A 25622-nucleotide genomic window follows, 5' to 3' on the forward strand; every position below is an offset into this window, starting at 1 on the left:
GACCCCTTACCGCACTTTTCGCCAACTGGCCACCCACTTCACACCCTTGTCGCAAGGGGTTCGCACAGTTGACGGGCGGCAGAAACGTGAGCCTGCTCACCCGATCGGCAGCACCAGCGCCCAGGCGTCGGCGTGCACCGTCCAGGTGCGCTGCCGGACCGGGCCGACCGGCACGCCGTCCGCTTCGTACCCGAAGCCCCGGCCCACCACGGTCAGCGCGGTCGCCCGGTGCAGCTGCTGGCGGCCGTCGAGGCGCAGCGAGAGCTCCATCAGCCCGCCGGTCAGGCCCAGCCGCAGCCGGGCGACCTCCTGGTGGACGTCGGCCAGCAGCCGGCCGTCCGCCTCGATCCGCAGTTCCTCGACCGGGGAGCCCTTCGCCTGCTCGGCCGCAGCCAATTTCGCCCATAGCGAACGCCAGCCACCCGGACGGCCCAGCCGCGGGCCGGTGAAGCGGACCTCGGCGAGCACCACCCCGCCGCCGTCGTCCACCAGCAGGTCGAGCTTGCGCGGGCTGCCGCCGAGCACCGCACGGGCCGCCGCGACCGGCTCGGCGGGCGCCCCGAGCCCCCGCGCGGCGGCGGTGGCGGCGGGCCGTCCGACCGGGACCACGCCGATCGGGTCGGCGCCCAACTCGCGCTGCCGGTGCAACGCCTGGAGCACCCGCTGGAGCGCCTGGTCGGACCCGATCACCACCGGGCGCCGCCGGCCGCGGTGCTCCAGCACCCGGTCGAGTTCGGACGGCGACTCGGGCAGCGCCACCTTGCAGTCCGCGCCGCCGCAGAGGACGTCCTTGGCGATCCGCACCGACTCTCCGTCGGCCTGCTTGGCCGCCGGGTCGAGGAGGACCAGCAGCGGGCCGGGCGCGTCGGGGTCCGGGGGCTGGGATGCGGGCGTGGACAGGGACGACACGACCGGTCCTTCCTCAGGTAATCTCTCGGTGCAAGAGCCCCTTGCGCTATTGCGCCAGGGGCTTCGTCTATCTCGGGTCAGACTGCGGCCTACGCAGGATGCCCCAACCGGAAGGGGTGTACGCCTGTGCCGGCACTCGTGCTCGTTGGTGCCCAGTGGGGAGACGAGGGCAAGGGGAAGGCCACCGACCTGCTCGGCGGCTCCGTCGACTACGTCGTCCGCTACCAGGGCGGCAACAACGCCGGTCACACGGTGGTCATCGGCGACCAGAAGTATGCCCTGCACCTGCTGCCCTCCGGCATCCTGAGCCCGAACGTCGTGCCGGTGATCGGCAACGGCGTCGTGATCGACCCGGGCGTGCTGCTCTCGGAGCTGAACGGCCTGAACGAGCGCGGCATCGACACCTCGAAGCTGCTGATCTCGGGCAACGCCCACCTGATCACCCCGTACCACCGGACGCTGGACAAGGTCACCGAGCGCTTCCTCGGCAAGCGCCGGATCGGCACCACCGGCCGCGGCATCGGCCCGACCTACGCGGACAAGATCAACCGCGTGGGCATCCGGGTGCAGGACCTGTTCGACGAGTCGATCCTCCAGCAGAAGATCGAGGCGGCGCTGCACGACAAGAACCAGATCCTGGTCAAGCTCTACAACCGCCGCGCCATCCCGGCCGAGCTGGTGCTCGAGGAGTACCTGGGCTACGCCGACAAGATCAAGCCGTTCCTCGCCGACACCACCCTGGTGCTGGACGAGGCGCTGAAGGCGAACAAGGTCGTCCTGCTGGAGGGCGGCCAGGGCACCCTGCTGGACGTCGACCACGGCACGTACCCGTTCGTCACCTCGTCGAACCCGACCTCCGGCGGCGCCTGCACCGGCTCCGGCATCGGCCCGACCAAGATCGACCGGGTCATCGGCATCCTGAAGGCGTACACCACCCGCGTCGGCTCGGGCCCGTTCCCGACCGAGCTGCTGGACGCCGACGGCGACGCGCTGCGCCGGATCGGCGGCGAGCGCGGTGTCACCACCGGCCGCGACCGCCGCTGCGGCTGGTTCGACGCGGTGATCGCCCGCTACGCGACCCGGGTCAACGGCCTGACCGACTTCTTCCTCACCAAGCTGGACGTGCTGACCGGCTGGGAGCAGATCCCGGTCTGCGTGGCGTACGAGATCGACGGCCGCCGGGTCGAGGAGCTCCCGTACAACCAGTCGGACTTCCACCACGCGAAGCCGATCTACGAGAACCTCCCGGGCTGGAGCGAGGACATCTCGAAGGCGCAGACCTTCGCCGACCTGCCGAAGAACGCGCAGGCCTACGTGAAGGCGCTGGAGGAGATGTCGGGCGCGCCGATCTCGGCCATCGGCGTCGGCCCGGGCCGGACCGAGACGATCCAGATCAACTCCTTCGTCTAGCCGCCGCCCGACCCCGTAGCCCCACTTTGCACTAGTGCAGATATTGATTGCACCTAATGCAAAGTGGGGCTACGTTGGCATGCATGACCGCGAAGCTCCCCGCACCCGTGTACCTGACCGGCCGGCACGTCCGGCTGGAGCCGCTCACCCGCGCCCACGTCCCCGACCTGCACCTGGCCGGCGGCGGGGACGAGGAGATCTGGCGCTGGGTGCCGGTGCCGCTGCCGCGCACCCCGGAGCAGATGGCGGAGTACGCCGACGCCCGGCTCGCCGACCTGGCCTGCCTGCCGTTCGCGGTGGTCGACCTCGCCACCGAGCGGGCGATCGGCGTCACCTGCTACTTCGACGCCAGCGCGGCCGAGGAGCAGGTGGAGATCGGCGGCACCTGGTACGCCCGCTCCGCATGGCGGACGGCGGTCAACACCGAGTCCAAGCTGCTGCTGCTCACCCACGCCTTCGAGGACCTCGGCATGGGCCGGGTCTCCTGGAAGACCGACCACCTCAACGAGCGCTCGCAGAACGCGATCCAGCGGCTCGGAGCCAGCTACGAGGGCACCTTCCGGCGCGCCAAGCGGCGCCCCGACGGCAGCTGGCGGGACACCGTGTACTTCTCGATGCTCGCCGACGAGTGGCCCGCCGCGAAGGCCCGGCTGACCGAGCGCCTCGCGGCGGGCTGAGCCCCGCGCCGGGCCGGGCCCCGCGGTGGGCTCGGCGGTGGGCCGAGCCCCGCGGTGGGCCGAGCCCCGCGGTGGGCCGAGCCCCGCGGTGGGCGACCGTCAGTAGATCGCGGCCGAGACGATCGCCGCGACGGCCAGGTTGGTGCTGGCGGTCACCCACACCGCCGGGTGCGGCTCCGGGTCCACCAGGACCGCACCCAGCTTGCCCGGGGTGAACAGGTCGATCGCCCAGAACGACACCGCCAGCAGCACCAGGCCGAGCAGGCCGAACACGCCGGCCGCCGCCAGACCCTTACCGAACTCCTGGTAGGTGGAGATGATCGCGGTGAAGACGATCCCGCCGATCGCCAGCAGCGCCGAGCTCAGCACCACGGCCGCGTTGCGGTTGCGCTCCACCCAGATCTGCCGGCCCAGCTTGCCGGGCGTCAGTACGTCGACCAGGCCGACGCCGAGCAGCAGCAGCACCAGGCCGACACCGCCGTAGGCGGCCGCCTCGCCGAGCTGGTGGATGATGTCGTTCATCTGCGGGCCCCTCCGTCACTCGCCAGGATCGGCACAAGATACCGGTCAGTCGTTGTGCTCGACCATCCGGTCCAGGCAGACCGCGATCGCCAGCATCAGCGGCGCGTCGGCGCCCTCCTCCACCTCCACCCCGTAGGTGTCGCGGATCCGGAACCACTTGCGGGAGACCTCGGCGACCCGGTCGCCGTCCGACTCGATCCGGTACTCCTTGTCGAGCAGGTCGCCGTGCACCTCCAGCTCGCCGCCCGCCTCCAGCTCCACGTGGTACTTGTCGCGGAACGGTGTGAACAGCTTCTTGCGGACGGTCGCGACCACGTCCCCCTCGGCGTTCTCGATCTTCATCGCGTCACGGACCGTCAGCACCTTCTCCTTGATGACGGCCACCACCTCGTCGTTGACGTCCTTCAGCTCGAAGGTGTCGCGCAGCCGCAGCACCTTGCCGTCGACCAGGTAGGCCTTCTCGCCGTCGCCGTCCTCGATCCAGTAGTCGTCACCGATCGAGAGCAGCTTCTCCTTGACCACGTACTTCACTGCCACTGCCGCCTCCTGAGGGGCCCGCGCCTGATAGCTGCGCCCATCGTGCCGGACCGCTAGGTTGTCCGGCGTGATGATCGGCGAGTTGTTGGGGGTCGGCCGGACGGCCGACGTGTACGCACTGGACGACGGCCGGGTGCTGCGGCGCTACCGGGACGGCTCCGACACCGCCGGCGAACTCGCCGTGATGGCCCATCTCGCCCGCCACGACTACCCGGTGGCCGCCGCGTGGCCCGGCACCGCACCGGGCGAGCTGGTCATGGAGCGGCTGGCCGGCCCCACCCTGCGCGAGGCGCTCGCCTCCGGCACCACCGGCCCCGAGGAGGCCGGCGAGCTCCTCGCCGACCTGCTGCGGCGGCTGCACGCGATACCCGCGCGGCACTCCGCCGACCCGGCGCACCGGATCCTGCACCTGGACTTCCACCCCGAGAACGTGATGCTCGCCCCGCGCGGCCCGGTGGTGATCGACTGGGACACCGCCGGCGAGGGCGAACCGGGCCTGGACGTGGCGATGTCCGCGCTGATCCTCGCCCAGGCCGCCGTCACCATGCCGGTCGTCGCCGAGCTCGCCCGCGCCCTGCTCGTCCCGTTCCTGCGCCGGCTGGAGCCGCCGACCGAAGGGCAGCTGGAACAGGTCCGTGCGATCCGGGCGGCCAACCCGACCCTGACGGAGGCGGAGACCGCCGGCCTCGGGCAGGCCCTGGAGCTGATCCGGGCCGCGCGCTGAGCCCCTGGCGCTACGTCAGCTCCCAGAGCAGGCGGTAGTAGCGGATCCGCTCCGGGTCCGGGTCGATGCCGTACCCGTCGAGCAGCGCCCGCTCCCAGCCCGGACCGTAGTTCCACCGCGTGTTCCAGGTCGCCACCGCCAGGTCCGCCCAGCGGTCGGCGACCCCCAGCGAGCCGAGGTCCACGTGGCCCGCGAGGGAGCCGTCGTCGGCGAGCAGCGTGTTCGGCGCACAGGCGTCGCCGTGGCAGACCACCGGGTGCTCCACCAGCGGCACCGCGGCGAGCAGCTCCAGCGCGCGCTCCCGGCCGCCGGCCTCGAGGACGGCCTCGTCGACCGCGCTCGCCGCGTCGTCCGCCCCGGCGGCCGCGCGCGCGTGCGCCTGCGCGACCCGTGCCTCGGCCGACCAGTCGAACGGGCAGTCCGCGACCGGCAGCGTGTCGTGCAGCACCCGCAGGCCCTCGCCGATCACCCGGACCGCGGTCGCCGGATCGGCCAGCCAGCGCTCGTCCACCGCCGACCGGCCCGGCAGCCCGTCGGTGGCGATCCACGAGCCGGAGGCGTCCGCCCCCTCGGCCACCACCGCCGGCACCACCGCGTACCGGGCCGCCCAGCGCAGCCGCGCGAGCTCCGCCGACAGCTCCACCCCGCTGCCGGCCGGCGCCCACTTCACGAACTGCCGGCCCGCCCCCGCGCCGACCTCGAAGGTCAACCCGCCGGTCCCGTTCAGCCACACCGGCCGCACCGGCCGACCCCCCGCGAACCCGGCGACACACGCCGGCACCTCGACCCGTCCCTGCGGCACCCCGGAGTAGATCACCCCGGCATCCCACCCCGCCCCGCCCGCCCGGTCAATCGGGTTTCCACCCACCTGCACCGGAATGCGGACAGCGGGCGTGGGGTTTGATTGGGGCATGGCTTCTCGTGCACGTGTACGCGCCCCCGAGCTGGTGGGCAAGGGCGGATGGTTGAACACCGGCGGCAAGGACCTGTCGCTGGCCGACTTCCGCGGCAAGATCACGATCCTCGACTTCTGGACGTTCTGCTGCATCAACTGCCTCCACGTCCTGGACGAACTCCGGGAGCTGGAGGAGAAGCACCGCGACACCGTGGTGATCGTCGGCGTGCACTCGCCGAAGTTCGTGCACGAGGCCGACCACCAGGCGGTGGTCGACGCGGTGGACCGCTACGAGGTGCACCACCCGGTGCTGGACGACCCGGAGCTGGTCACCTGGAAGCAGTACGCGGTGCGCGCCTGGCCGACCCTGGTGGTGATCGACCCCGAGGGCTACGTGGTGGCGCAGCACGCCGGTGAGGGCCACGCGCACGCGATCGCCCGGCTGGTGGAGGAGCTGGAGGCGGAGCACGCCGCGAAGGGCACGCTGCGTCGCGGCGAGGGCCCGTACGTGCCGCCGGAGCCGACCGCCGGGGACCTGAAGTTCCCGGGGAAGGCGGTGCGCCTGCCGGACGGGCACTTCCTGGTGGCGGACTCCGGGCACCATGCGCTGGTGGAGCTGGCGGAGGACGGCGAGAGCGTGGTGCGGCGGATCGGCGACGGCGAGCGGGGGCTGCGGGACGGCGCCGAGCCGCGGTTCAGCGAGCCGCAGGGTCTGGCGCTGGTCCCGGCGGGGCTGGAGCTGGGCTACGACGTGGTGGTGGCGGACACCGTGAACCACGCGCTGCGCGGTGTGCGGCTGGCGGACGGCTCGGTGACCACGCTGGCCGGGACCGGGAAGCAGTGGTGGCAGGGCTCGCCGACCGAGGGCCCGGCCCTGGAGGTGGACCTGTCCTCGCCGTGGGACGTGGCGTTCTTCGACGGCCGGGTGTGGATCGCGATGGCGGGCGTGCACCAGCTGTGGGCGTTCGACCCGGTGGCGGGCACGGTCGCGGTGGCGGCCGGCACCACCAACGAGGGCCTGGTGGACGGCCCGGCCGCGGAGGCGTGGTTCGCGCAGCCGTCGGGCCTGGCGGTCTCGGCGGACGGCGAGCGGCTGTGGGTCGCGGACTCGGAGACCTCGGCGGTGCGCTGGGTTTCACGTGAAACAAAGGACGTGCACACAGCGGTCGGCACCGGCCTGTTCGACTTCGGGCACCGGGACGGCGCGGCCGGTCAGGCCCTGCTGCAGCACCCGCTGGGGGTGACCGTCCTGCCGGACGGCTCGGTGGCGGTCGCCGACACGTACAACCACGCGCTGCGCCGTTTCGACCCGGTGTCGGGCGAGGTGACGACGCTGGCGACCGACCTGCGGGAGCCGTCGGGCGCGGTGCTGGTGGACGAGGACATCGTGGTGGTGGAGTCGGCCCGGCACCGGCTGACCCGGCTGCGGCTGCCCGAGGAGGCCGTGCGGGTGGAGGCGGTGGCGCACCGGACGCAGCGGGCGGCGACCGAGGTGGCACCGGGCGCGCTGCGGCTGGACGTGGTGTTCCGGGCGCCGTCCGGGCAGAAGCTGGACGAGCGCTACGGCCCGTCGACCCGGCTGCTGGTCTCCTCGACGCCGCCGGAGCTGCTGCTGGCGGGGTCGGGTGCGGACACCGACCTGTCGCGGGAGCTGGTGCTGAACGGGGAGGTCGCCGAGGGCGTGCTGCACGTGTCGGCGATGGCGGCGTCCTGCGACGACGACCCGGAGATCGAGTACCCGGCGTGCCACGTGCACCAGCAGGACTGGGGCGTGCCGGTGCGGCTGACCGGGGGCGGGGCGACCCGCCTGCCGCTGGTGCTGGCCGGCCTGGAGTAGTCCGCTGCGGCAGGGAGCCCCGCCCCGGGGCTCCCTGAGCCGTTTCAGCCCTCCAGGAAGGCCTTGATCGCGGCGGCCAGCAGGAACGGGTCGTCGGCGCCGCACAGCTCGCGGGCGGAGTGCATGGACAGCGCCGCGATGCCGCAGTCGACGGTGGTGATGCCGAGGCGGGCGGCGGTGATCGGGCCGATCGTGGTGCCGCAGGGCATGGCGTTGTTGGAGACGAAGGTCTGCCACGGCACGCCGGCCTTCTCGCAGGCGGCGGCGAACACGGCCCGGCCGAGCGCGTCGGTGGCGTACCGGTTGTTGACGTTGACCTTGAGGATCGGGCCGCCGTTGGGCATCGGGTGGTGGCCGGGCTCGTGGCGCTCGCTGTAGTTCGGGTGGACGGCGTGGCCCATGTCGGAGGAGAGGCAGACGGTGCCGGCCAGGGCGCGGGCGCGGTCCTCGGCGTTGCCGCCGCGGGAGTGGACGCTGCGTTCCAGCACGTTGCCGAGCAGCGGGCTCTGCGCGCCGGTGTCGGACTCGCTGCCGGTCTCCTCGTGGTCGAAGGCGGCGAGCACCGGGATGTAGGGCAGGTCGGCGCCGGCGACGGCGGCGATCGCCGCGGTGGCGGCGTGCACGGACAGCAGGTTGTCCAGGCGCGGGCCGGCCAGCAGCTCGCGGTCGCGGCCCAGGTAGCAGGGCGGCTGGACGTCGTGGGTCATCAGGTCCCAGCCGGCGATGTCGGCGGCCGCCACGCCCGCCCGCTCCGCGACGTACTCGACCAGCGCGCCCTCGGTGACCTTGCCGATTCCCCAGATCGGCGTGAGGTGGCGCTGCTTGTCGAGCTTGAGGCCCTCGTTGACCTGGCGGTCGAGGTGGATGGCGAGCTGCGGGACGCGCAGCAGCGGCTCGTCGATCTTGACCAGCCGGGTGGTGCCGTCGCGCAGCGCGAGCCGGCCGGAGAGGCCGAGGTCGCGGTCGAGCCAGGTGTTGAGCGGGACGCCGCCGTAGATCTCGACCGCGATCTGCCGCCAGCCGGCCGACCCGGTGTCGGGGACGGGCTTGACCCTCAGGTTGGGCGAGTCGGTGTGGGTGCCCACCACCCGGAACGGGGTCGCCGGGGTCGCGCCCTCGGGCACGTACCAGGCGATCATCGCGCCGCCGCGGATGAGGTACCGGCCGCCCGTGGCCCCGTCCCAGGCGTCGGTCTCCTGCACGCGGCGGAAGCCGGCCTTCTCCAGCCGCTCGGCGGCGCTCGCCACGGCGTGGTACGGCGACGGAGAGTCGCGCAGGAACGCGATCAGGTCGTCGGTGTGCGTCCGGTCGAAGGAGGCCGTTCGGGCGGCGGTCGACATGTTGCTCCTGAGTTGAGGGAGATCGGCAACCGGATGGGGGACCGGCTCCGCCCCGAGCATATGCCCGTACACGGACAGGACAGCGCTATCCCGCCAAGAGTGACAGAACAGTGAAGGACCGTCACACACAGCAGGGCCCGGCGGGTGCCGGGCCCTGCGTGTTGAGGGTGTGTCAGGTGGTTCGGGCGGCCTAGAAGGCCTCCTCCGCGAGGTCCATGATCTCGTTGTCCACGCCCTCGGCGATCTTCCGCTGCGAGGTGGTGGTCGGGAGGACGTTGCGGGCGAAGAAGCGGGCCGCGGCGACCTTGCCCCGGTAGAACGGGACGTCCTTCTCCGAGGCGCCGGCCTCCAGCTTGGCCAGCGCGACGGCGGCCTGGCGCAGCAGCAGCCAGCCGATCACGACGTCGCCGGAGACCATCAGCAGGCGGGTGGTGTTCTGGCCCACCTTGTACATGTTCTTGACGTCCTGCTCGACCGAGGACAGGTCGGCGAGCAGCTTGCCGACGATGGCCTCCAGGTCGCCGGCGGCCTTGGCGAGCGCGGCGCGCTCGTCGGCCAGGGCGTCGCCGCCCTCGCCGGCGCCGAGGAACTTCTGGATCTGCTCGGAGACCGCGGTCAGTGCCTGGCCGCCGTCCTTCACGATCTTGCGGAAGAAGAAGTCCAGGCCCTGGATCGCCGTGGTGCCCTCGTAGAGGGTGTCGATCTTGGCGTCGCGGATGTACTGCTCGATCGGGTACTCCTGCAGGTAGCCGGAGCCACCGAAGATCTGCAGGGACTGGGCGAGCTGCTCGTAGGACTTCTCCGAGCCGTAGCCCTTGACGATCGGCAGCAGCAGGTCGTTCAGGCGCTCGGCGGCCTCGTCGTTCTCACCGCGCAGGCGGGCGGCCAGCAGGTCGTCCTGGACCGAGGCGGTGTAGAGGACCAGGGCGCGCATGCCCTCGGCGTACGCCTTCTGCTGGAGCAGCGAGCGGCGGACGTCCGGGTGGTTGGTGATGGTGACGCGCGGCGCGGTCTTGTCCATGAACTGCGAGATGTCGGCGCCCTGCACGCGCTCCTTGGCGTACTCCAGCGCGTTCAGGTAGCCGGTGGACAGGGTGGCGATCGCCTTCGTGCCGACCATCATGCGGGCGAACTCGATGATCTTGAACATCTGGCGGATGCCGTCGATCTTCTCGCCGAGCAGCCAGCCCTTGGCCGGGTGCTTGGCGCCGAAGGTCATCTCGCAGGTGTTGGAGGCCTTGAGGCCCATCTTGTGCTCGACGTTGGTGGCGTAGGCACCGTTGCGCTCGCCGAGCTCGCCGGTCTCCCAGTCGAAGTCGTACTTCGGCACGATGTAGAGGCCGAGGCCCTTGGTGCCGGGGGCGCCGCCCTCGGGGCGGGCCAGCACCAGGTGGATGATGTTGTCGGACATGTCGTGCTCACCGGAGGTGATGAAGCGCTTCACACCCTCGATGTGCCAGGAGCCGTCCTCCTGCTTGATCGCCTTGGTGCGGCCGGCGCCCACGTCCGAGCCGGCGTCCGGCTCGGTCAGCACCATGGTGGCGCCCCAGAGGCCGTCGACCATGCGCTGGGCGACCTTCTGCTGCTCCTCGGTGCCCTCGTCGAAGACGACGCCGGCGAAGGCCGGGCCGGAGGAGTACATCCAGATGGCCGGGTTGGAGCCCAGGACCTGCTCGGCGTACGCCCAAACCAGCGAGGACGGGGTGACCTGGCCGCCGATGCCCTCCGGGATGCCCAGGCGCCACCACTCGGCGTCCATGAACGCCTGGTAGCTGCGCTTGAAGGTCTCCGGGATCGGAGCGGTGTTGGTCTCCGGGTCGAAGACCGGCGGGTTGCGGTCGGCGTCGACGAAGGACGAGGCCAGCTCGTTCTCGGCCAGGCGCGAGATCTCGCTCAGGATGTTCTTCGCGGTCTCGACGTCCATGTCGGCGAACGGACCGGTGCCGTACACCTGGTCGCGGCCGAACACCTCGAAGAGGTTGAACTCCACGTCCCGCAGGTTGGACTTGTAGTGACCCATGACCGTTTCTCCGGTTCGTCTGCTTCCGCGGGCCCGCCGGCTCGGCGCGTCCCACTTACCCACCAGTAGGGACCATGATGCTACCCGTTGGTAACTTGTTCAAGCCCTCCGGGATGAAAGGCCTATGAACGTGGTCACGTCCCACAATGCCGCCCCGGGCCGCATTGTGCGGACCATCGCCCCACGAAAGTCCGTCCGCCCGATAGCCTTGTTCCCGTGTACGGCTACGAGCAGACCGCCTACCAGGGCGACCCCTACCAGCAGCAGATGCAGCAGGGGATGAACGGCATGCCCGGCGCCGGCCCGTACGGCGACCCGCACCAGCAGGGCGCCCAGCAGTCCCTGTACCCGGAGCCGTCGCCGCCGTCCCTCGCCGACGCGGTGCGCGCCTTCACCACCGGCTCGATGGCGGTCGAGGACTTCCAGGCCATCTTCATCACCTCCAAGGTCTACTGCCCGCGCGGCGACCGCCCCGGCTTCCTCGCACTGCACAACACCCCGACCCCGGTGATCCCGATGTTCAGCTCGCTCAAGGAGCTGAAGCGCTACGCCGGCAAGGAGTCCAAGCACTTCAGCGTCACCGGCGCCGAGATCCTCGACCTGCTCCCCACCGGCTACGGCTTCGCCCTCGACATGGAGGGCGAGCACCGGATGGTCTTCGACGCCAAGGCCGTCGAGCAGATGGTCGACTTCACCATGCGCCGGATGTACGGCTAGCCCGTACCACCGCCGGCGGCTGCAGCCCCGGCAGCCGGCTCGGCAGGGCGACGGCCAGCAGGACGGCCGCGAGGCCGGCGGCACCGGGTTCTACCGGCGGTCCGCGCCTTCCCCCATGGCCTCGACGTTGCGGGTGATGCGTTCGAGGACGGCGATCGCGGTGCGATAGTCCTCGTCGGGGACGCCCTCGGCGGCCAGCCGGCGGAAGGCCCGGACCCGGGCGCCCACCTCGGTGAGGCAGTCACGGCCGGCGGCGGTCGGGGCGAGCGCGCCCGGGGCGGGGCGGGTGAGCCGGCCGTCGGCGAGCAGCGCCTCGACGGCGGCGGCCAGGGCGGCGGGTGTCGCGTTGGCAACGAGCAGTCCGGCCACGGCGGCGTCGCCGGCCCGCGGGTCGTCGTGGACCGCGTTCAGCACCTGCCAGCCGAGCCGGGTGAGTCCGTCCTCGGCGAGCATCGCGTCCATCCGGGCGGTGAGGGCGCGGTCGGTGCGGTTGAGCCAGTACCCGATCGGGCGCATGGCGGGCTCCTCTCGAAGGTGTCGCCGGTCAGGCGCCGGTCAGGCGGCGGTCCGCCCGGGGGCGAAGGCGTCGGCGTGTTCGGCGGCCCACCGGCGGAAGGTGCGGGCGGGGCGGCCGAGCAGGGTGGCGGTGGTGTCGGCCACCGCGACCGGCTCCGCGTCGGCCCGCTGCCAGAAGTCGAGCAGCGAGCCGACCATCGGCGCGGGCATGAAGGCGGAGAGCTGCCGCTCGGCCTCGTCGCGGGTGATCCGTTCGACCGGGATCTCGCGGCCGAACACGTCGGCGAGGACGGCGAGCTGCTCGCGGAAGGTGAGCGGCTCGGCCCCGGTGAGGGTGAGTGCACGGCCGGTGAGGCGGTCGCCGGTGAGCGCCTCGACGGCGATCTCGGCGATGTCCTCGGGGTGGACGGGCACCACGCCGGCGTCCGGGTAGGGCAGCTGGACCGGCTGGGCCCGGGAGACCGGGTGCGCCCAGCCGAGGGCGTTGCTGGCGAAGGCGTCCGGCCGCAGGAAGGTGCCGGTCAGGGCGGAGCCGGCGAGGGCCCGCTCGACCCGCAGGTGGTGGTCGGCCAGCGGGTCCTTCTCGGGTTCGGGGCCGAGGACCGCGGAGGAGGAGAGCAGGACGACGTGCTCGACGCCCGCCGCCTCGGCCTCCTCGATCAGCGCCCCGATGCCGGCCGGCTCGGGGTAGAGGAAGACCTGCCGGACGCCGCGGAGGGCGGCGGCGAAGGTCTCCGGCCTGCCGAGGGCGAGTTCGACGGTCTCGGCTCCGGCCGGGGCGGCCAGCTCGGCGGGCCTGCTGCCGGCCGCGCGGACCGGGAGGCCGGCGGCGTGCAGGCGGGAGGTGACGGCGCGGGCGATCTGGCCGCGGCCGCCGGTGACGAGGGTGGTCACGGTGGACTCCGATCTATTCGTTGTTGACGACATATGCATGATGTCCTGCACACGTTTTCATGTCAACACATGCCTTCGCCTCATCACGCACCCGTAGACTGGCGGCATGACGAACCGCGAGCCCGCCACCGACGAGGACCTGCTGAACGCCGTCGGTCCGGCGTTCGGACGGCTGCGCCGCTCCTCACTGCTGGACGTCGAGGACCCGATCGGCCAGAAGGACCTCAGCCGCACCCTGGTGCTGCGGATCGTCCAGGAGGCGGACCGCCCGGAGGGCCGGGAGCCCGGCGGCGGCGCCCGCGAGGTGACGGTCGGCGCGGTCGCCGACCACCTGGGCGTGGACCCCTCGGTGGCCAGCCGGATGGTCTCCGACTGCATCGCCTCGGGCTACCTGGTGCGCGCCGCCTCGCAGCAGGACGGCCGGCGCACCGTGCTGCACCTGGCCCCGGGCGGCGAGGAGCTGATGGGCCGCTTCCTGCGCCACCAGCGCGCGGCCTTCGACCAGATCACCGCGGACTGGAGCGAGCGCGAGCGGCTGGACTTCGCCCGTCTGATGCTGAAGTACGTCGAGGCCCAGGACGCGCTGCGCGGCAAGGGGCGGTAGGGCGGGCGGCACGGGCACGGCCGGGAATGGTCGAAGGTAGTTCAATGTTCAACCTTGCGAGTGGTTGAGAGTTGAACTACTCTGGACCCAGGCCAGTAACCCCGAAGGAGGCCGACATGCCCGCCGTGACCGTCGAGAACCCGCTGACCCTCCCGCGCGTCGCCACCCCCGACCCGGCCGGTGCGGTCGCACGTCCGGTGATGACGGTGGTCACCGCCCCGGAAGGCTTCGAGGGCGAGGGATTCCCGGTGCGCCGGGCCTTCGCGAAGATCAACACCAAGTACCTCGACCCGTTCATCATGATGGACCAGATGGGCGAGGTGGACTACGCGGCCGGTGAGCCCAAGGGCACCCCCTGGCACCCGCACCGCGGCTTCGAGACCGTCACCTACATCATCGACGGCACCTTCGTGCACCAGGACTCGCACGGCGGCGGCGGCGTGATCACCGACGGCGACACCCAGTGGATGACGGCCGGCTCCGGCCTGCTGCACATCGAGACCCCGCCGGAGTCGCTGGTGATGTCGGGCGGCCTGTTCCACGGCCTCCAGCTGTGGGTCAACCTGCCGGCCTCGGACAAGATGATCACCCCGAAGTACCAGGACATCCGCGGCGGCAGCGTCAAGCTGCTGACCACCGAGGACGGCGGCGCGCTGATCCGCCTGATCGCCGGCGACATCGCCGGCCACCAGGGCCCCGGCGCCACCCACACCCCGATCACCATGATCCACGTCTCGGTGAACCCGGGCGCCGAGGTCACCCTCCCCTGGCGGTCCGACTTCAACGCCCTCGCGTACGGCCTGGCCGGAAGCGGCACGGCCGGCACCGAGCGCCGCCCGTTCCGGATGGGCCAGGCAGTCGCCTTCGGCGACGGCGACTCGCTGACCATCCGGGCCGACGAGAAGCAGGACTCGCGCAGCTCCACCTTCGAGGTGGTCCTGCTCGGCGGCCTGCCGATCCGCGAGCCGGTCGCCTGGTACGGGCCGTTCGTGATGAACAGCCACCGCGAGCTCCAGCAGGCCATGGAGGACTTCCAGGCCGGCCGTCTCGGCACCGTCCCGGCCGACCGGAACTGACCGGTCCGGCCGCCCGCAGGCCCCGGCCGCCCGTCATGGGCGGCCGGGGCCTGCGGCTTTCCCGACGGCATCGGGGGCCGGGGTCCGCATCGGGCGTCGGGAAGGACACAACCTGACATCGCCGACCGCCCGGCACCGGCGCGGGTCCTACGGTGGGGCCGAACCGAGCGAACCTCCGCACCACCGAACCCCCGAGGGGCACCACCATGGCGATCGACGGCGATCCGCTGACCGGCAAGCTCGTCCGACTGCGCGAGCTGCGCGAGAGCGACCTCCCCCGGCTCGCCGACTGGTGGCGGGATCCCGCCCTCGCCGTCCAGCAGGTGACCGGGCCGGTCCACCCCCAGCCGGACGGCGCGCTCGCCGAGATGTTCCGCTCCTGGAGCCGCAACACCGGCAGCGACCTGGGGCTGAGCGTGGAGACCGTGGAGACCCGCGAACTCGCCGGCCACATCACCCTCTACGGCGCCAACCCGAAGGACCGCGCCGCGACCCTCGCCATCGTCATGGGCCCGCCCTTCCAGGACCGCGGACTCGGAACCGACGCCCTGCGCACCACCATCGGCTACGCGTTCAACGAACTCGGGCTCAACCGGGTGGAGTTGACCGTCAACAGCTACAACGCCCGGGCGATCGCCGCCTACGCGCGGGCCGGGTTCGTGGAGGAGGGCCGCCGCCGGGAGGCCGTGTACCGCTCCGGCGGCTGGCACGACCAGGTGCTGATGTCGGTGCTGCGCCGCGAGTGGCCGCCGGCCGGCGTTTAGCACCCCTCCGACGACGCCTTTGCCGGGTGCGCCTCAGACGCGGGCGTAGAGGGCGGAGGCGTCGTCGTGCGCCTTGCCGCGCGGCCAGCGCTCGCAGTCGACGTCGGAGCGCTCCGCCGCGCGGACCCGGGCGATCAGCTCGGCGGGCCCGGATTCGGCCAGCAGCCGGACCGCGTCCGCCCAACTGCCCAGGTCGAAGCGGTCGGTGAAGCGGGCGGCGCCGTCGCTGAGGGCGGCCACGCCGTGCAGGTCGCCCAGCTTCACGAAGCCGGTCTCGGCGTGCTCGGCGGCCCTCGGCGAGGCGGCGGCGATCCACGGGCCGTGGCCGGTGTTGCGGGCCGCCCGCACCGCGATCGCGTACTGCATGTGCAGCGCGGCCCGCTCGGCGGAGCCGGGCACGGTGGCCCAGACCTGCCGGCGCAGCGTCTCCCCGGCGGGGAAGCGCTGGTTGTCGCCGAGCACCCGCGGCGGACCGTCCTTGAGGTGCAGGACCAGCAGCGAGTCGCCGAGCACCAGGTACTCCAGCGAGCCGCCGTGCAGTCGGGCCGCGACCACCATGGCGGCCGGGGTGTTGGGGTGCGCCAGGTCGCAGCGGCCGCCGTGCAGGGCGGCCGTCTCCGCGATGGCGTCGGAGAGGCACTCGGCGATCGACCGGTCCGAGCGGTCGGTCATCCGGGCCAGCAGGTGCACGCCGAGCCGGCGGACGTACCAGGCGATGCCGTGCCGGCAGCCCGACTCCAGGCCGGCCGGCGAACTGGAGCCGTCCAGCAGCACCAGGGCCTCGGGGGAGGCGGCGGCGAAGTCCTCGTTGACGCGGTCCGGGCGGCGGGGCTCTCCTGCGAGGTCTACCTGCATGCCACTCAGTCTGCGCACCGGGACGCGCCCGGGAACAGGGGTAGGACCGTGATCCCTCGAAAGATGAGCCTCCGATGGCGGAAAGGGATGATACGGACATATCGTCCAGGAGACGACTGCAGTGTCCTGGGAGGAGTTTTCCGATGGTGTGGCAGTTCTTCGTCCTGTTGATCGCCTCGATCGGCTTTCCGACCCTGGCGCTGCTCTACATGATCGGCGGCCTGGAGTACCGCGACCGGCCGCAGCCGTGAGAAACGATGGTCCGTCAGCGCGGCGGACGTGGCAGGGTGTGCAGTGCACATCAGTACCGGCTCGCGTCCAGGAGGTCCCCGAATGAGCAGTGAAGCAGCCGAACCGGCGGAGGCGACGACCGAGGCCGACACCGCCGCTGCGGCCGAGACCGCCGAGCCGGACGACGTGAAGGCGAAGTTCCTCGCCGCGCTGGAGCGCAAGGGCGGCGGACACGGCGGCGCGGGCGGCGCGGGCGGCGGGTCGAAGATCCACGGCGCCCACGCGGCGGCCGGCGGCAAGCGCACCTTCCGCCGCAAGAGCGGCGGCTGACCGACCACCTCCCGAGCGCCGGCCGAGCGGCCGGCGCTCGGTGCCGTCCGTACCGGCGGGGCGGGTCCTTCGGGGCCCGCCCCGCCGGCGTCAGCGGGCGGGGGCGGGGACCTCGGCCGCGAGCGGCTCGGCCAGGAAGCCGATCGCGTTGTCGACCACGGTCGGCTCCGCGACGATCCGGCGGTGGCCCAGGCCCCGGGTGGTGAGCAGCCGCAGGCGCTCCCCGTACGCGGCCTGCAGCCGGCGGGCCTGGCCGTGCGGGACCACGTCGTCCTGCTCGTCGTGGACCACCAGGATCGGCAGCGGGACCTCCTCCGGCGCCCGGCCGGCGTCGAACACCCGCAGCGGGTCGGGGGTGCCGGGGAACAGCTCGCGCTCGATGCGGCGGACCAGTTCGCGCCGGATCCGGTCGTTGACCCCGAGGCCCGCGCAGAAGCCGTCCACGACGAAGGTGAAGTCGGAGACCCCGGAGAGGGCGACCAGGCGCTCGGCGGTGACGCCCGTGCGCAGCGCGTGGAAGGCGCACAGGACGCCGAAGGAGTGCGCGACCACCCCCTCGAAGTGCCCGTACCGGTCCTGGAGCCGGCCGATGAGTTCGCGGTACTCCAGGATCGTGGTGCCGCGGCCCTGCGAGTCGCCGTGGCCCGGCGCGTCGAAGCCGACCGGGCTGTAGCCGAGGTCCAGCAGGCGGGGGATCCAGTCGGCGAAGCGCGAGGTCCGCGACCGCCAGCCGTGCAGCAGCAGGACCGGGCGGGTGCCGTCGCCCCAGCGGTACGCGACCACCCGCTTGCCGTTGACGGTGAGTTCCTCGGTGGCGGCGCGGGCGTGCACGTCGAGTTCGGTGCTGCGGACGCGACTGCGGCGCAGCGGGCGGCAGAAGAGCGCGAACGCCGCGCGGCCCGCGAGCGAGGGGGACAGCAGGGAGGTGGCGTTCAGGGCGGTGCGGACGGCGGCGTCGATCGGGGCCATGGTCTCTCCACGGGGCTGCGGCGAAGGGCGGGCCTTGCTGGGACGAGATATTAGCACGACCGTTCGTGCAGTTTTTGGAGCGCGGCGGCAGACCTGGGAGACGGGCGGCGGGGTCAGGCGGCGAGGAGACGGCGGATGGTGCGGGCGGCCCGGTCGTAGCGGGACGGGTCGTCGTGCAGCAGGCTCTGCGCGTTGGCCGTCTCCAGTGCCGCGATCAGCAGGAACGCGGTGTCCACCGGATCGGTGCCGGCCGGCAGCTCGCCCGCCGCGGCGGCGGCGCGCAGCAGGTCCTCGAGGTTGCGCTCCCAGGCGAGCGCGGCCGCGGCCAGCGCGTCCCGCACCGGGCCCGGCTGGGCGTCGAACTCCGCGCCCACCGCGTAGAAGAAGCACCCGCCGTCGAAGACCCGGTCCCGCGAGTAGGCCAGCCATTGCTCGCAGAGCGCCAGCGCCTTGGCCCGTCCGTCCGGGAGGGCCTCGACCGGGGCGACCACGGCGTCGTAGAACATCCGGCTCGCGGCCCGGACGGTGGCCAGCTGGAGCTCCTCCTTGGAGCCGAAGCCGGCGAACACACCGCTCTTGCTCAGCTTCAGGTCCGCGGCGAGCCGGCCGATGGAGAGGGCGCCGAGGCCCTCGACCGAGGCGATCTGCACCGACCGCGCCAGCACCGCGCGACGGGTCTCGTTGCCCCGCTGCACCCGGCCGTCCGTCGAGGCGTCGACCACCGCGCTCCACCTCCGCCCACCACCCAGCCGCCCGGCCCACCCGTCGGCAGACGCCCAGCCTACGCCGCCGCCACCCGCCCCGGACCGGCCCCGCGGACGGCCCCCGGCCGGTGGTGTCAGGGGGCGAGGCGGGGGGCGAGGGTGGCGGCGGCGGCGAGGAGGTGTTCGTCGGTGTGGGGGTGGGCGGCGAGCTGGAGACCGAGGGGGAGGCCGTCCAGGTGGCCGGCGGGGAGGGTGAGGGCGGGGAGGCCGGCGTAGCTCCAGGGGGCGGACATGGCGGGGTCGCCGGTGGAGTCGAGGCCGTGCGGGGCGGGCCCGGTCGCGGCGGGGCTCGCCCAGAGGTCGATCGAGTCGGCGGCGGCGCGGTCGGCGAGGCGGCGGCGGAAGCGGGCCCGGGCGGCGAGTGCGGCCTGGTAGTCGGCCCGGTCGATCTCCTGTCCGCGGCGGATCGCGGCGGCGGTCTCGGCCCGGTACAGCCCCGCGAAGCGGGCGAACAACTCCTGGTGGACACGCGCGAGTTCGTAGCGGCTGATGACCATCAGGTGCCGGCGCAGGTCGTCCAGGTCGGGCAGCGCGTCAACCCGCCGGACGGGCACGCCGAGCCGGTCGAGGGTCTGCTCGAACGCCTCCCGGGCGGCGGGCGTGACCTGGTCCAGGTAGCCGCCGGTGGGGACCCCGAGGACCGGCTCGCGCCCGGCGGGCCCGCCGGGCGTCCAGCCGTCGCACAGGACGGACGCGGCGAGCTCCGCGCCCGCGAGGTCGGCGGTGAACAGGCCGACGGTGTCCAGGCCGGGCGCGTGCGCGATCACACCGTCGAGCGGGATCCGCCCGGACGTGGGGCGGAAGCCGACCACGCCGCAGTACGCGGCGGGCCGGATCACCGAGCCGAGGGTCTGGGTGCCGAGGGCGAGCGGGACCAGGCCGGTGGCGACGGCGGCGGCGGAGCCGCTGCTGGAGCCGCCCGGGGTGTGGGCGGGCCGGTGCGGGTTGCGGGTGGGGCCGGGGGCGGTGACCGCGAACTCGGCGGTCGCCGTCTTGCCCGCGATCAGCGCCCCGGCGGCGCGCAGCCGGGTGACGGCGACGGCCTCGGGCCCGGCGAGGACGCCGGGGGGCAGTGCGGACCCGGCGTGGGTGGGCAGCCCGTCGACGTGCAGGACGTCCTTGACCCCGACGGCGACCGCGAAGAGCGGCGGGCGACCGTCGGGGTCGGGGTGCCGGGCGGCGAGCCGCCGGGCCTGCTCGGCGAGCCGGTCGTACCGTCCGGGTTCGGGGACGAAGGCCCGGACGGCGGGGTCGATCCGGTCGATCCGGGTGCACAGCTCCTCGACGTGCGCGGCCGGGTCCGGGTGGCCGGCGCGCAGGTCGGCGGCCTCGCGGAGCAGCGGGACGGGCCGGATCAGCGGTTCCATGGCGGCGGGCCGGGGTGCGGCCTGCTCAGGCGTGCTCGTCGGGGAGGTACGGGCTCTCGCGGAGGTAGAGCGCCCCGCAGGTGTGGCAGTTGCGGTCGGGGTCGGCGGTCCAGTGGGCGGCGTCCTGGAGGGGGGTGCCGGCGTCGAGTTCGCGTCCGCACATGGCGACCAGGTCGTCGTTGCGGACGATGTGCCAGTTGGCGACGGGGCCGGAGCTGCCGGCCGGGCCGTACTCGGCCCGCATCTGATGCATCATGATCACCATGGTCCGCCGGGCCTGCGGGGGCGGCAATTCGTACGGGCGGGACGGGCGATCCCCGAGGCGACCCACGAGGCGACCCACGAGGCGACCCACGAGGCGCTCGGGAAGGCCGTCCGCGGGGGATCCGCGCAGCTCGGGCTCAGGCCGGGGTGCCGTGCAGGCGCAGGCGGGCGATCCCACCGTCGGGGAGGACGTCGAGGCGGACGTGGGTGGCGGGGCGCGGGTCGGTGATCGGGATCCGGTGGGTGGTGTCGGGGTGCAGGGCGGTGGGCGGGAGGAGTTCGTACCACTCGCCGTCGGCGCCGTCGCGGGCGTGCAGGGCGGCCCAGCCGGCGGCGTTGCCGAGGTAGTTGGTGGTGTCGATCTCGACGGCGCGGACCAGTCCGCGGCCGGCCAGGCGGATCCGGGCCCAGTCGTGGCCGCGGTCGCGGCGGCGGCGGGTCTCCCAGCCCTCGCCCATCACCCGCGAGCGGCCGGGCAGGAGCATCTGGACGGGCGGGGAGAAGAAGCGGTCGGAGGCGTCCTCGACGGTGCCGCCGTTCTCCAGGGCGGCGAGGTCGAAGGTGCCGAGGGCGTCGAGCCAGGCGCGGTCGGGGCGGGGGTCGCCGTGGACGCGCAGGCGGGCGATCCCGCCGTCGGGGTACTGGCGGATCCGCAGGTGGGTGGCGCGGTGGGGGTCGGTGACGGGGAAGCCGTTGGCGGCGTGGCCGCGGACGGGGGTGCGGGGGAGGATCTCGCGCCAGTCGGCGGCGGCGAGTTCGGCGGGGCCGGGAGTGCCGGGCAGGTCGGCGGCCTCGACGGTGACGGCGAGCGGGTGGTTGCCGCGGAAGTGGGCGGTGTCGACGAGCAGGCCGTGCACGGTGCCGGGGACGCCGAGCCGGATCACCGCCCCGTCGTGGTCGTCGGCGGCGGGGTGGGGGTGGGCGGGGGAGCGGCCGCGGCGCCGGCGGGTCTCCCATCCGTCCATCACCTGGCCCTTGTTGCCGAAGGTGTGCGGGCGGAACTCGGGGCGTTCGGGGCGCAGCAGGTTCTCCCGGTCGGCGAAGAACTCGTCGTCGGCGGTGAGGACGGCGCCGCCGAGGCGGCGGTCGGCGAGGTCGGGCAGCGCGGTGAAGGCGAAGTCGCCGCCGCGGTAGTCGGCGTACGGGTCGCCGCCCTGGTAGGGGGTGGCATCGAGTGCGGCGGGGTCGGTCATGGCGGCCTCTCGTCGGCGGGGTGGTGTCGGGGTGTCTCCACCGTGCCGCCGCAGGACCGTGCAGGTCCATCGAAAGCTTCTGACCGTTTCGTTCAGTCCGGCTGAACGGTTGCGGCGCGGCGCAGCGCGGTCAGCACGCGGTGCAGCGGCGGGGCGGTCTCGGTGCCGGCGCGGACGGCGGCGACGACCTGACGGGTGGGCAGGTCGGCGGGCAGGGCGCGGATCGTGGCGCCGGTGCGGTGGCGGGCGGCGGCGAGCCGGGGGAGCAGGGCGACGCCGAGGCCTGCTTCGACCAGGGCGAGGACGGCGTCCCAGTCGGCGGCGGTGTGGGCGCGGTCGGGGGTGAAGCCGGCGTCCGCGCAGGCGGCGAGGGTGATGTCGCGCCAGGGGCCGCTCGCGCCGTAGATCCAGGGTTCGGCGGCGAGGTCGGCGAGTCGCAGGCCGGGGGCGGCGGCCTGCGGGTGTCCGGCGGGCAGGGCGACGTCCAGCGGGTCGCTGAGCAGTTTCCGCTGGACGAACCGCGGGTCGCGGGCCGGGAGTTGGACGGCGAGCGAGACCGCGAGGTCGACCTCCCCGGCGGCGAGCAGCCGGTAGGCCTCGGCGGCCTCGGTCTCGGTGACGGTGATCCGCAGGGCCGGGGCGTCGAGGGCCAGCCGGCGGACGGCGGGGACGACCAGGGCGCCGATCGCGGTGGCGAAGGCGCCGATCCGGACCTCTCCGGCGGCGCCGTGCAGGTACCCGGCGAGGTCGGCCTCGGCCTGCTCCAGCTGGCCGAAGACCCGTTCGGCGTGGCCGAGCAGCAGGCGGGCGGCGCTGGTCAGGCGGACCCGGCGGCCGTCCGGCTCGACCATGGGCGCGCCCAACTGCTTGCCGAGGGCGGCCAGTTGCTGGGAGACCGCGGAGGGGGTGAGGTGCAGCCGCCCGGCGGCGGCGGTGACCGTGCCGCACTCGTCGAGCGCCTGGAGCACCCGTAGCCTGCGCAGATCCCAGTCTGTCATCGAGCCAGCGTACGGTGCGGGGATTCGGTGTCCTCGGGCGCCCGATTTGCCCTGCTAGGCAACGATTTTCAGCCAACTTCAGGCAAAATTCACCCACATAAGCTTTCTGTAAGGTAAATGGCCCCTCTAGTCTTCGGCAGCCGATTCGAGCAGCTGACCGAGGAAACACGTGACCACTCCCCCGAGCCAGTCCCCCGCCCCCGCCGAGGACCAGGCCGCTTCCCCGTACCCGGAGATCCCCGTCGAGGCGACCGCCCCGGCGAAGACGAAGGGCAAGGTCGGCAAGCTCCTCCTGCGCTTCGTGGGCATCGTCGCGGTCGCCGTGGCCGTCGTGCTCGGCACGGCCGTGTACAACTGGCTGACCGACGACCCGGCGATCGCCGAGGCCGGCAACTGCGTGCACAACTCGGGCACCGATGCCAAGCCGAGCGTCAAGGTCGTGGACTGCGGCGCGGCCGACGCCGAGTTCAAGGTGCTGAAGCGGATCTCCTACGACGACAAGAACGGGTGCGACAACGTCGAGAACGTGGTCGCCTCGTACGTCGTGACGGGCCGCGAGTCCTACACCCTCTGCCTGGGCGACAACAAGAAGTGATCACCCGCCGCCGGTGAGCCGCGCCGCCCGCAGGGCGAGGTAGTGGCGCTCCGGCAGGCTGGCGGTACGGGCCGCCGCCGTCCGGTACTGGACGGCGGCGGCCTCGCGCTGTCCGGCCCGCTCCAGCAGGTGGGCGCGGACGGCGGCGAGCCGGTGCCCGCCGGCCAGCCGCGGGTCCTCGGCCAGCGCGTCCAGCGCTTCCAGGCCGGCGTCCGGGCCGTGCACCATGGCGAGCGCCACCGTGCGGTTGAGCGCGACCAGCGGGCCGGCCGAGAGCCGGCCCAGCACGCCGTACAGGGCGAGGATCTGCGGCCAGTCGGTCTCCTCGGCGCTCGGCGCCTCGTCGTGGACCGCCGCGATCGCGGCCTGCACCTGGTACGGGCCGACCGGTCCGCGCGGCAGCGCCGCGGTGACCAGCGCGATCCCCTCGGCGATCCGTGCGGCGTCCCAGCGGCCGCGGTCCTGCTCGGCGAGCGGCACCAGTTCGCCGTCCGGGCCGGTCCGGGCGGCGCTGCGGGCGTCGGTCAGCAGCATCAGCGCCAGCAGCCCGGCCACCTCGCTGTCCTCCGGCAGCAGCCGGTGCAGCTCCCGGGCCAGCCGGATCGCCTCCCGGGCGAGCTCGACCCGCTGCAGCTCGGGGCCCGCGCCGGTGGCGTACCCCTCGTTGAAGACCAGGTAGAGCACGTCCAGCACCTCGGTCAGCCGGGCCGCGCGCTCCGCGGGCTCGGGCAGCGCGAACGGCAGGCCCGAGGAGGTGATCCGCTGCTTGGCGCGGCTGATCCGCTGGCCCATGGTGGTCTCCGGCACCAGGAAGGCCCGGGCGATCTCACCGGTGGTCAGACCGCCGACCGAACGCAGCGTCAGCGCGACCGCCGAGGCCCGGGTCAGCGCGGGGTGGCAGCACAGGAACAGCAGGGTGAGGGTGTCGTCCCGGGCGGCCGGGTCCTCGGCGTCGGCGGGCGGCGCGGTGCGGCGGTCGTCCTCCCGGACCACCCGGTCCTCCCGGCGGCGCCGGGCCTGCTCGCCCCGGACCTGCTCGGTCATCCGGCGGCTCGCCACCTGGATCAGCCAGCCGCGCGGGTTGTCCGGCACGCCCTGCTCGGGCCACTGCGCGAAGGCGGCGATCAGTGCCTCCTGCACCGCGTCCTCCGCCGCGTCGAAGTCCCCCCAGCGGCGGGTGAGCAGACCGACGACCTGCGGCGCCAGGGTGCGCAGCAGGTCGTCGTGGGCGGTCGGGCTCACGCCTCCTCGGTGGGCGGCGCGGACATCACTTCGCGGACCTCGATCGGCATGTTCAGCGGCGCCCCGCCGGGGCCGGGGGCGGCCGAGCAGCCGGCGGCGACGGCCACCGCGCGCTCCGCGCTCTCCACGTCGACGATCCACCAGCCGGCCAGGAACTCCTTGGTCTCGGCGAACGGCCCCTCGGTGACCAGCGGCTCCCCCGCCGGGCCGGAGCGGACGATCCGCGCGGTGTCCGGCATCGCCAGGCCCTGCGCGTCGACCAGCTCGCCGGCGGCGGCCAGCTTGGCGTTGGTCTCGTGCATGAACCCGATGTGCGCCCGGATCTCCTCCGGCGTCCAGTCGGTGATCGACGGGAAGTCGGCGCCGGCCTGGCTGAACTGCATCAGCAGCATGTACTTCATGGTCCCGCTCCTTCTGGTGACGGCGCCCCCGGAGGACGCTCTCACGGACAGGTAGAAGCCAGGGCGGCGTTCTCGACATGTCGCGGCGGGAATCTCCGAAGTTTTTTCCGGCGCGGTCGGAAGGACCGGTCAGGAGGCCCGGAGCAGGGCGTCGTCCTGCCACTTGAGGATCTTGTCGAAGCTGACGATCGCGCCGCGCAGCGGGTGGTTGCGCAGCTGGACGTGGTCGGCCAGCGCGTGGATCAGGAACAGGCCCCGGCCGGACTCGGCGGCCAGGTCGGGCACCGCTCCGGCGTCGGGGGCGCGCACGGCGGCGGGCAGCGGCCGGCCCGCCGGGACGACGTGGGTGTCGTACGGGGCGGGCCGGTCGGCCTGGCGCGGCCGGTGCGGGGAGAGCACCCGGGCCGGCAGCGAGGCGCGGCCGCGGCGGGTGCGACATCGGGCGGCGGTGGGGCGGCCCGGCGGGGCCGGGACGGTGCGGCGCGGTGCGGGCTCGGCGGACGGCACCGGCGCGGCGATCGGCGGCAGGCCGGGGCCGGAGTCCACCACCTCGATCCGCAGCCGGTCGCCGGCCAGCGAGGCGGTCACCTGGAAGCCCTCGTCGGGGCGGTCGGTGACGGCGTGCTCGACGGCGTTGGCGCACGCCTCGGTCAGCGCGACCCCGAGGTCGAAGGCGATCTGCCGGTCCACTCCGGCCGTCTCCATGGCGCCGAGCAGGATGCGGCGGGCGAGCGGCACGCTGGCCGGGTCGCGCTTGAGGTGCAGAGTCCACCAGATGTCCACGGGAGGTCCCTCCTGGCTGCGGCTCCACATACAACTAGGTATCTCCGAGTGATTGCGCGGTGAACCGTCCGTAGCGCCGAACGCCGCCCGTTCGGCGGATGGACTGGTGCGGATGAGTGTGCCGAGCGGCGCGCGCAGCGCCGCGCGCGCCGGGCCCGTTCGGATCAACGCGCGAACCGGCGCACCAC

28 protein-coding genes are annotated in these 25622 nt (G+C 73.5%); 10 read left to right on the forward strand and 18 right to left on the reverse strand.

Translation table 11 applies throughout. The features are described 5' to 3' along the window. Positions 1-96 precede the first annotated feature (96 nt). A complete protein-coding gene (locus tag ACGFX4_RS08415; RefSeq protein WP_393071205.1) occupies positions 97-909 on the reverse strand; it encodes a diacylglycerol kinase in 813 nt (270 codons plus the stop codon). A gap of 126 nt (positions 910-1035) precedes the next feature. Here ACGFX4_RS08415 and ACGFX4_RS08420 point away from each other — a divergent pair, with 126 nt between their 5' ends. Beyond that, the gene (locus ACGFX4_RS08420) at positions 1036-2319 is read left to right on the forward strand and encodes an adenylosuccinate synthase (RefSeq protein WP_393071206.1); all 1284 of its coding nucleotides are present in this window, start codon (positions 1036-1038) and stop codon (positions 2317-2319) included. Between the two features lie 83 nt (positions 2320-2402). After that, positions 2403-2996, forward strand: coding sequence for a GNAT family N-acetyltransferase (locus tag ACGFX4_RS08425; protein WP_393071207.1), 594 nt, complete (start codon positions 2403-2405; stop codon positions 2994-2996). A 99-nt stretch (positions 2997-3095) separates the two neighbouring features. Here the strand turns inward: ACGFX4_RS08425 and ACGFX4_RS08430 are convergent, their stop codons facing one another. Continuing rightward, positions 3096-3518: a DUF350 domain-containing protein gene (locus ACGFX4_RS08430; protein ID WP_345698320.1), complete on the reverse strand. Its 423-nt coding sequence runs from the start codon at positions 3516-3518 to the stop codon at positions 3096-3098. Between the two features lie 45 nt (positions 3519-3563). Beyond that, a complete protein-coding gene (locus ACGFX4_RS08435) occupies positions 3564-4055 on the reverse strand; it encodes an LURP-one-related/scramblase family protein (protein ID WP_393071208.1) in 492 nt (163 codons plus the stop codon). Positions 4056-4122: 67 nt separating this feature from the next. Between ACGFX4_RS08435 and ACGFX4_RS08440 the strand changes: the two genes are divergently transcribed. After that, positions 4123-4779, forward strand: a complete 657-nt coding sequence (locus ACGFX4_RS08440; protein WP_393071209.1) for a phosphotransferase — start codon at positions 4123-4125, stop codon at positions 4777-4779. A gap of 10 nt (positions 4780-4789) precedes the next feature. Here the strand turns inward: ACGFX4_RS08440 and ACGFX4_RS08445 are convergent, their stop codons facing one another. Further along, positions 4790-5512, reverse strand: a complete 723-nt coding sequence (locus tag ACGFX4_RS08445) for a phosphotransferase (protein ID WP_393071210.1) — start codon at positions 5510-5512, stop codon at positions 4790-4792. A gap of 178 nt (positions 5513-5690) precedes the next feature. On the opposite strand from ACGFX4_RS08445, the gene ACGFX4_RS08450 reads away from it, so the two are divergent. Then, the gene (locus ACGFX4_RS08450) at positions 5691-7511 is read left to right on the forward strand and encodes an NHL domain-containing thioredoxin family protein (protein WP_393071211.1); all 1821 of its coding nucleotides are present in this window, start codon (positions 5691-5693) and stop codon (positions 7509-7511) included. 44 nt (positions 7512-7555) lie between these two features. On the opposite strand, the gene ACGFX4_RS08455 is transcribed toward ACGFX4_RS08450, so the two are convergent. Both ACGFX4_RS08455 and ACGFX4_RS08460 read right to left on the reverse strand, forming a co-directional pair. Further along, positions 7556-8851 carry a M18 family aminopeptidase gene (locus ACGFX4_RS08455; RefSeq protein WP_393071212.1) on the reverse strand — a complete coding sequence of 432 codons (1296 nt, stop codon included), beginning with the start codon at positions 8849-8851 and terminating at the stop codon, positions 7556-7558. A 190-nt stretch (positions 8852-9041) separates the two neighbouring features. Further along, positions 9042-10871, reverse strand: a complete 1830-nt coding sequence (locus ACGFX4_RS08460) for an acyl-CoA dehydrogenase (RefSeq protein WP_393071213.1) — start codon at positions 10869-10871, stop codon at positions 9042-9044. Positions 10872-11087: 216 nt separating this feature from the next. Here ACGFX4_RS08460 and ACGFX4_RS08465 point away from each other — a divergent pair, with 216 nt between their 5' ends. Further along, the gene (locus ACGFX4_RS08465) at positions 11088-11588 is read left to right on the forward strand and encodes an SseB family protein (protein ID WP_393071214.1); all 501 of its coding nucleotides are present in this window, start codon (positions 11088-11090) and stop codon (positions 11586-11588) included. Positions 11589-11678: 90 nt separating this feature from the next. Here ACGFX4_RS08465 and ACGFX4_RS08470 read toward each other — a convergent pair whose 3' ends face one another. After that, on the reverse strand, positions 11679-12104 hold the full coding sequence (locus tag ACGFX4_RS08470) for a MarR family transcriptional regulator (protein WP_393071215.1): 426 nt from the start codon (positions 12102-12104) through the stop codon (positions 11679-11681). Positions 12105-12143: 39 nt separating this feature from the next. Next, a complete protein-coding gene (locus ACGFX4_RS08475; RefSeq protein ID WP_393071216.1) occupies positions 12144-12998 on the reverse strand; it encodes an SDR family oxidoreductase in 855 nt (284 codons plus the stop codon). 106 nt (positions 12999-13104) lie between these two features. On the opposite strand from ACGFX4_RS08475, the gene ACGFX4_RS08480 reads away from it, so the two are divergent. The 3 genes from ACGFX4_RS08480 (at position 13105) to ACGFX4_RS08490 (ending at position 15442) form a co-directional block, all read left to right on the forward strand. Beyond that, positions 13105-13602: a MarR family winged helix-turn-helix transcriptional regulator gene (locus ACGFX4_RS08480; RefSeq protein WP_393071217.1), complete on the forward strand. Its 498-nt coding sequence runs from the start codon at positions 13105-13107 to the stop codon at positions 13600-13602. Positions 13603-13718: 116 nt separating this feature from the next. Further along, positions 13719-14678, forward strand: a complete 960-nt coding sequence (locus ACGFX4_RS08485) for a pirin family protein (protein WP_393071218.1) — start codon at positions 13719-13721, stop codon at positions 14676-14678. Positions 14679-14884: 206 nt separating this feature from the next. Next, on the forward strand, positions 14885-15442 hold the full coding sequence (locus tag ACGFX4_RS08490; protein ID WP_393071219.1) for a GNAT family N-acetyltransferase: 558 nt from the start codon (positions 14885-14887) through the stop codon (positions 15440-15442). Positions 15443-15475: 33 nt separating this feature from the next. Here ACGFX4_RS08490 and ACGFX4_RS08495 read toward each other — a convergent pair whose 3' ends face one another. Continuing rightward, positions 15476-16297: an integrase gene (locus tag ACGFX4_RS08495; protein ID WP_393071220.1), complete on the reverse strand. Its 822-nt coding sequence runs from the start codon at positions 16295-16297 to the stop codon at positions 15476-15478. A gap of 333 nt (positions 16298-16630) precedes the next feature. Between ACGFX4_RS08495 and ACGFX4_RS08500 the strand changes: the two genes are divergently transcribed. Next, on the forward strand, positions 16631-16858 hold the full coding sequence (locus ACGFX4_RS08500) for a DUF5302 domain-containing protein (protein ID WP_393071221.1): 228 nt from the start codon (positions 16631-16633) through the stop codon (positions 16856-16858). A 90-nt stretch (positions 16859-16948) separates the two neighbouring features. Here the strand turns inward: ACGFX4_RS08500 and ACGFX4_RS08505 are convergent, their stop codons facing one another. The 6 genes from ACGFX4_RS08505 to ACGFX4_RS08530 all read right to left on the reverse strand — a co-directional run bounded on the left by ACGFX4_RS08505 (position 16949) and on the right by ACGFX4_RS08530 (position 22413). Continuing rightward, on the reverse strand, positions 16949-17827 hold the full coding sequence (locus tag ACGFX4_RS08505; protein ID WP_393071222.1) for an alpha/beta hydrolase: 879 nt from the start codon (positions 17825-17827) through the stop codon (positions 16949-16951). 113 nt (positions 17828-17940) lie between these two features. Continuing rightward, positions 17941-18549 carry a TetR/AcrR family transcriptional regulator gene (locus ACGFX4_RS08510; protein WP_393071223.1) on the reverse strand — a complete coding sequence of 203 codons (609 nt, stop codon included), beginning with the start codon at positions 18547-18549 and terminating at the stop codon, positions 17941-17943. Positions 18550-18665: 116 nt separating this feature from the next. After that, a complete protein-coding gene (locus tag ACGFX4_RS08515) occupies positions 18666-19958 on the reverse strand; it encodes an amidase (RefSeq protein ID WP_393071224.1) in 1293 nt (430 codons plus the stop codon). Positions 19959-19983: 25 nt separating this feature from the next. Beyond that, on the reverse strand, positions 19984-20214 hold the full coding sequence (locus ACGFX4_RS08520) for a hypothetical protein (RefSeq protein WP_393071225.1): 231 nt from the start codon (positions 20212-20214) through the stop codon (positions 19984-19986). 145 nt (positions 20215-20359) lie between these two features. Further along, positions 20360-21415: an allantoicase gene (alc, locus tag ACGFX4_RS08525; protein ID WP_393071226.1), complete on the reverse strand. Its 1056-nt coding sequence runs from the start codon at positions 21413-21415 to the stop codon at positions 20360-20362. A 92-nt stretch (positions 21416-21507) separates the two neighbouring features. Then, positions 21508-22413, reverse strand: a complete 906-nt coding sequence (locus ACGFX4_RS08530; protein ID WP_393071227.1) for a LysR family transcriptional regulator — start codon at positions 22411-22413, stop codon at positions 21508-21510. 169 nt (positions 22414-22582) lie between these two features. Here ACGFX4_RS08530 and ACGFX4_RS08535 point away from each other — a divergent pair, with 169 nt between their 5' ends. Beyond that, positions 22583-23008: a hypothetical protein gene (locus ACGFX4_RS08535; RefSeq protein WP_393071228.1), complete on the forward strand. Its 426-nt coding sequence runs from the start codon at positions 22583-22585 to the stop codon at positions 23006-23008. On the opposite strand, the gene ACGFX4_RS08540 is transcribed toward ACGFX4_RS08535, so the two are convergent. The 3 genes from ACGFX4_RS08540 to ACGFX4_RS08550 form a co-directional block, all read right to left on the reverse strand. Then, entirely contained in the window at positions 23009-24250 is a 1242-nt protein-coding gene (locus tag ACGFX4_RS08540) for an RNA polymerase sigma factor (protein ID WP_393071229.1), read from the reverse strand. Next, entirely contained in the window at positions 24247-24651 is a 405-nt protein-coding gene (locus ACGFX4_RS08545; RefSeq protein ID WP_393071230.1) for a YciI family protein, read from the reverse strand. Before ACGFX4_RS08545 ends, ACGFX4_RS08540 begins: the two co-directional genes overlap by 4 nt. A gap of 129 nt (positions 24652-24780) precedes the next feature. Further along, positions 24781-25434 carry an ATP-binding protein gene (locus tag ACGFX4_RS08550; protein WP_393071231.1) on the reverse strand — a complete coding sequence of 218 codons (654 nt, stop codon included), beginning with the start codon at positions 25432-25434 and terminating at the stop codon, positions 24781-24783. Between the last annotated feature and the right edge of the window lie 188 nt (positions 25435-25622).

Source organism: Kitasatospora sp. NPDC048365 (assembly GCF_043200835.1).
Lineage (GTDB): Bacteria > Actinomycetota > Actinomycetes > Streptomycetales > Streptomycetaceae > Kitasatospora > Kitasatospora terrestris.

Coding starts and splice junctions, on each gene's coding strand:
- ACGFX4_RS08455 (WP_393071212.1), bottom strand. CDS start 8,851: ATGTCGACCGCCGCCCGAACGGCCTCCTTCGACCGGACGCACACCGAC.
- ACGFX4_RS08470 (WP_393071215.1), bottom strand. CDS start 12,104: ATGCGCCCGATCGGGTACTGGCTCAACCGCACCGACCGCGCCCTCACC.
- ACGFX4_RS08530 (WP_393071227.1), bottom strand. CDS start 22,413: ATGACAGACTGGGATCTGCGCAGGCTACGGGTGCTCCAGGCGCTCGAC.
- ACGFX4_RS08520 (WP_393071225.1), bottom strand. CDS start 20,214: ATGATGCATCAGATGCGGGCCGAGTACGGCCCGGCCGGCAGCTCCGGC.
- ACGFX4_RS08505 (WP_393071222.1), bottom strand. CDS start 17,827: ATGGCCCCGATCGACGCCGCCGTCCGCACCGCCCTGAACGCCACCTCC.
- ACGFX4_RS08515 (WP_393071224.1), bottom strand. CDS start 19,958: ATGGAACCGCTGATCCGGCCCGTCCCGCTGCTCCGCGAGGCCGCCGAC.
- ACGFX4_RS08425 (WP_393071207.1), top strand. CDS start 2,403: ATGACCGCGAAGCTCCCCGCACCCGTGTACCTGACCGGCCGGCACGTC.
- ACGFX4_RS08545 (WP_393071230.1), bottom strand. CDS start 24,651: ATGAAGTACATGCTGCTGATGCAGTTCAGCCAGGCCGGCGCCGACTTC.
- ACGFX4_RS08460 (WP_393071213.1), bottom strand. CDS start 10,871: ATGGGTCACTACAAGTCCAACCTGCGGGACGTGGAGTTCAACCTCTTC.
- ACGFX4_RS08500 (WP_393071221.1), top strand. CDS start 16,631: ATGAGCAGTGAAGCAGCCGAACCGGCGGAGGCGACGACCGAGGCCGAC.
- ACGFX4_RS08450 (WP_393071211.1), top strand. CDS start 5,691: ATGGCTTCTCGTGCACGTGTACGCGCCCCCGAGCTGGTGGGCAAGGGC.
- ACGFX4_RS08485 (WP_393071218.1), top strand. CDS start 13,719: ATGCCCGCCGTGACCGTCGAGAACCCGCTGACCCTCCCGCGCGTCGCC.
- alc (WP_393071226.1), bottom strand. CDS start 21,415: ATGACCGACCCCGCCGCACTCGATGCCACCCCCTACCAGGGCGGCGAC.
- ACGFX4_RS08480 (WP_393071217.1), top strand. CDS start 13,105: ATGACGAACCGCGAGCCCGCCACCGACGAGGACCTGCTGAACGCCGTC.
- ACGFX4_RS08490 (WP_393071219.1), top strand. CDS start 14,885: ATGGCGATCGACGGCGATCCGCTGACCGGCAAGCTCGTCCGACTGCGC.
- ACGFX4_RS08495 (WP_393071220.1), bottom strand. CDS start 16,297: ATGCAGGTAGACCTCGCAGGAGAGCCCCGCCGCCCGGACCGCGTCAAC.
- ACGFX4_RS08430 (WP_345698320.1), bottom strand. CDS start 3,518: ATGAACGACATCATCCACCAGCTCGGCGAGGCGGCCGCCTACGGCGGT.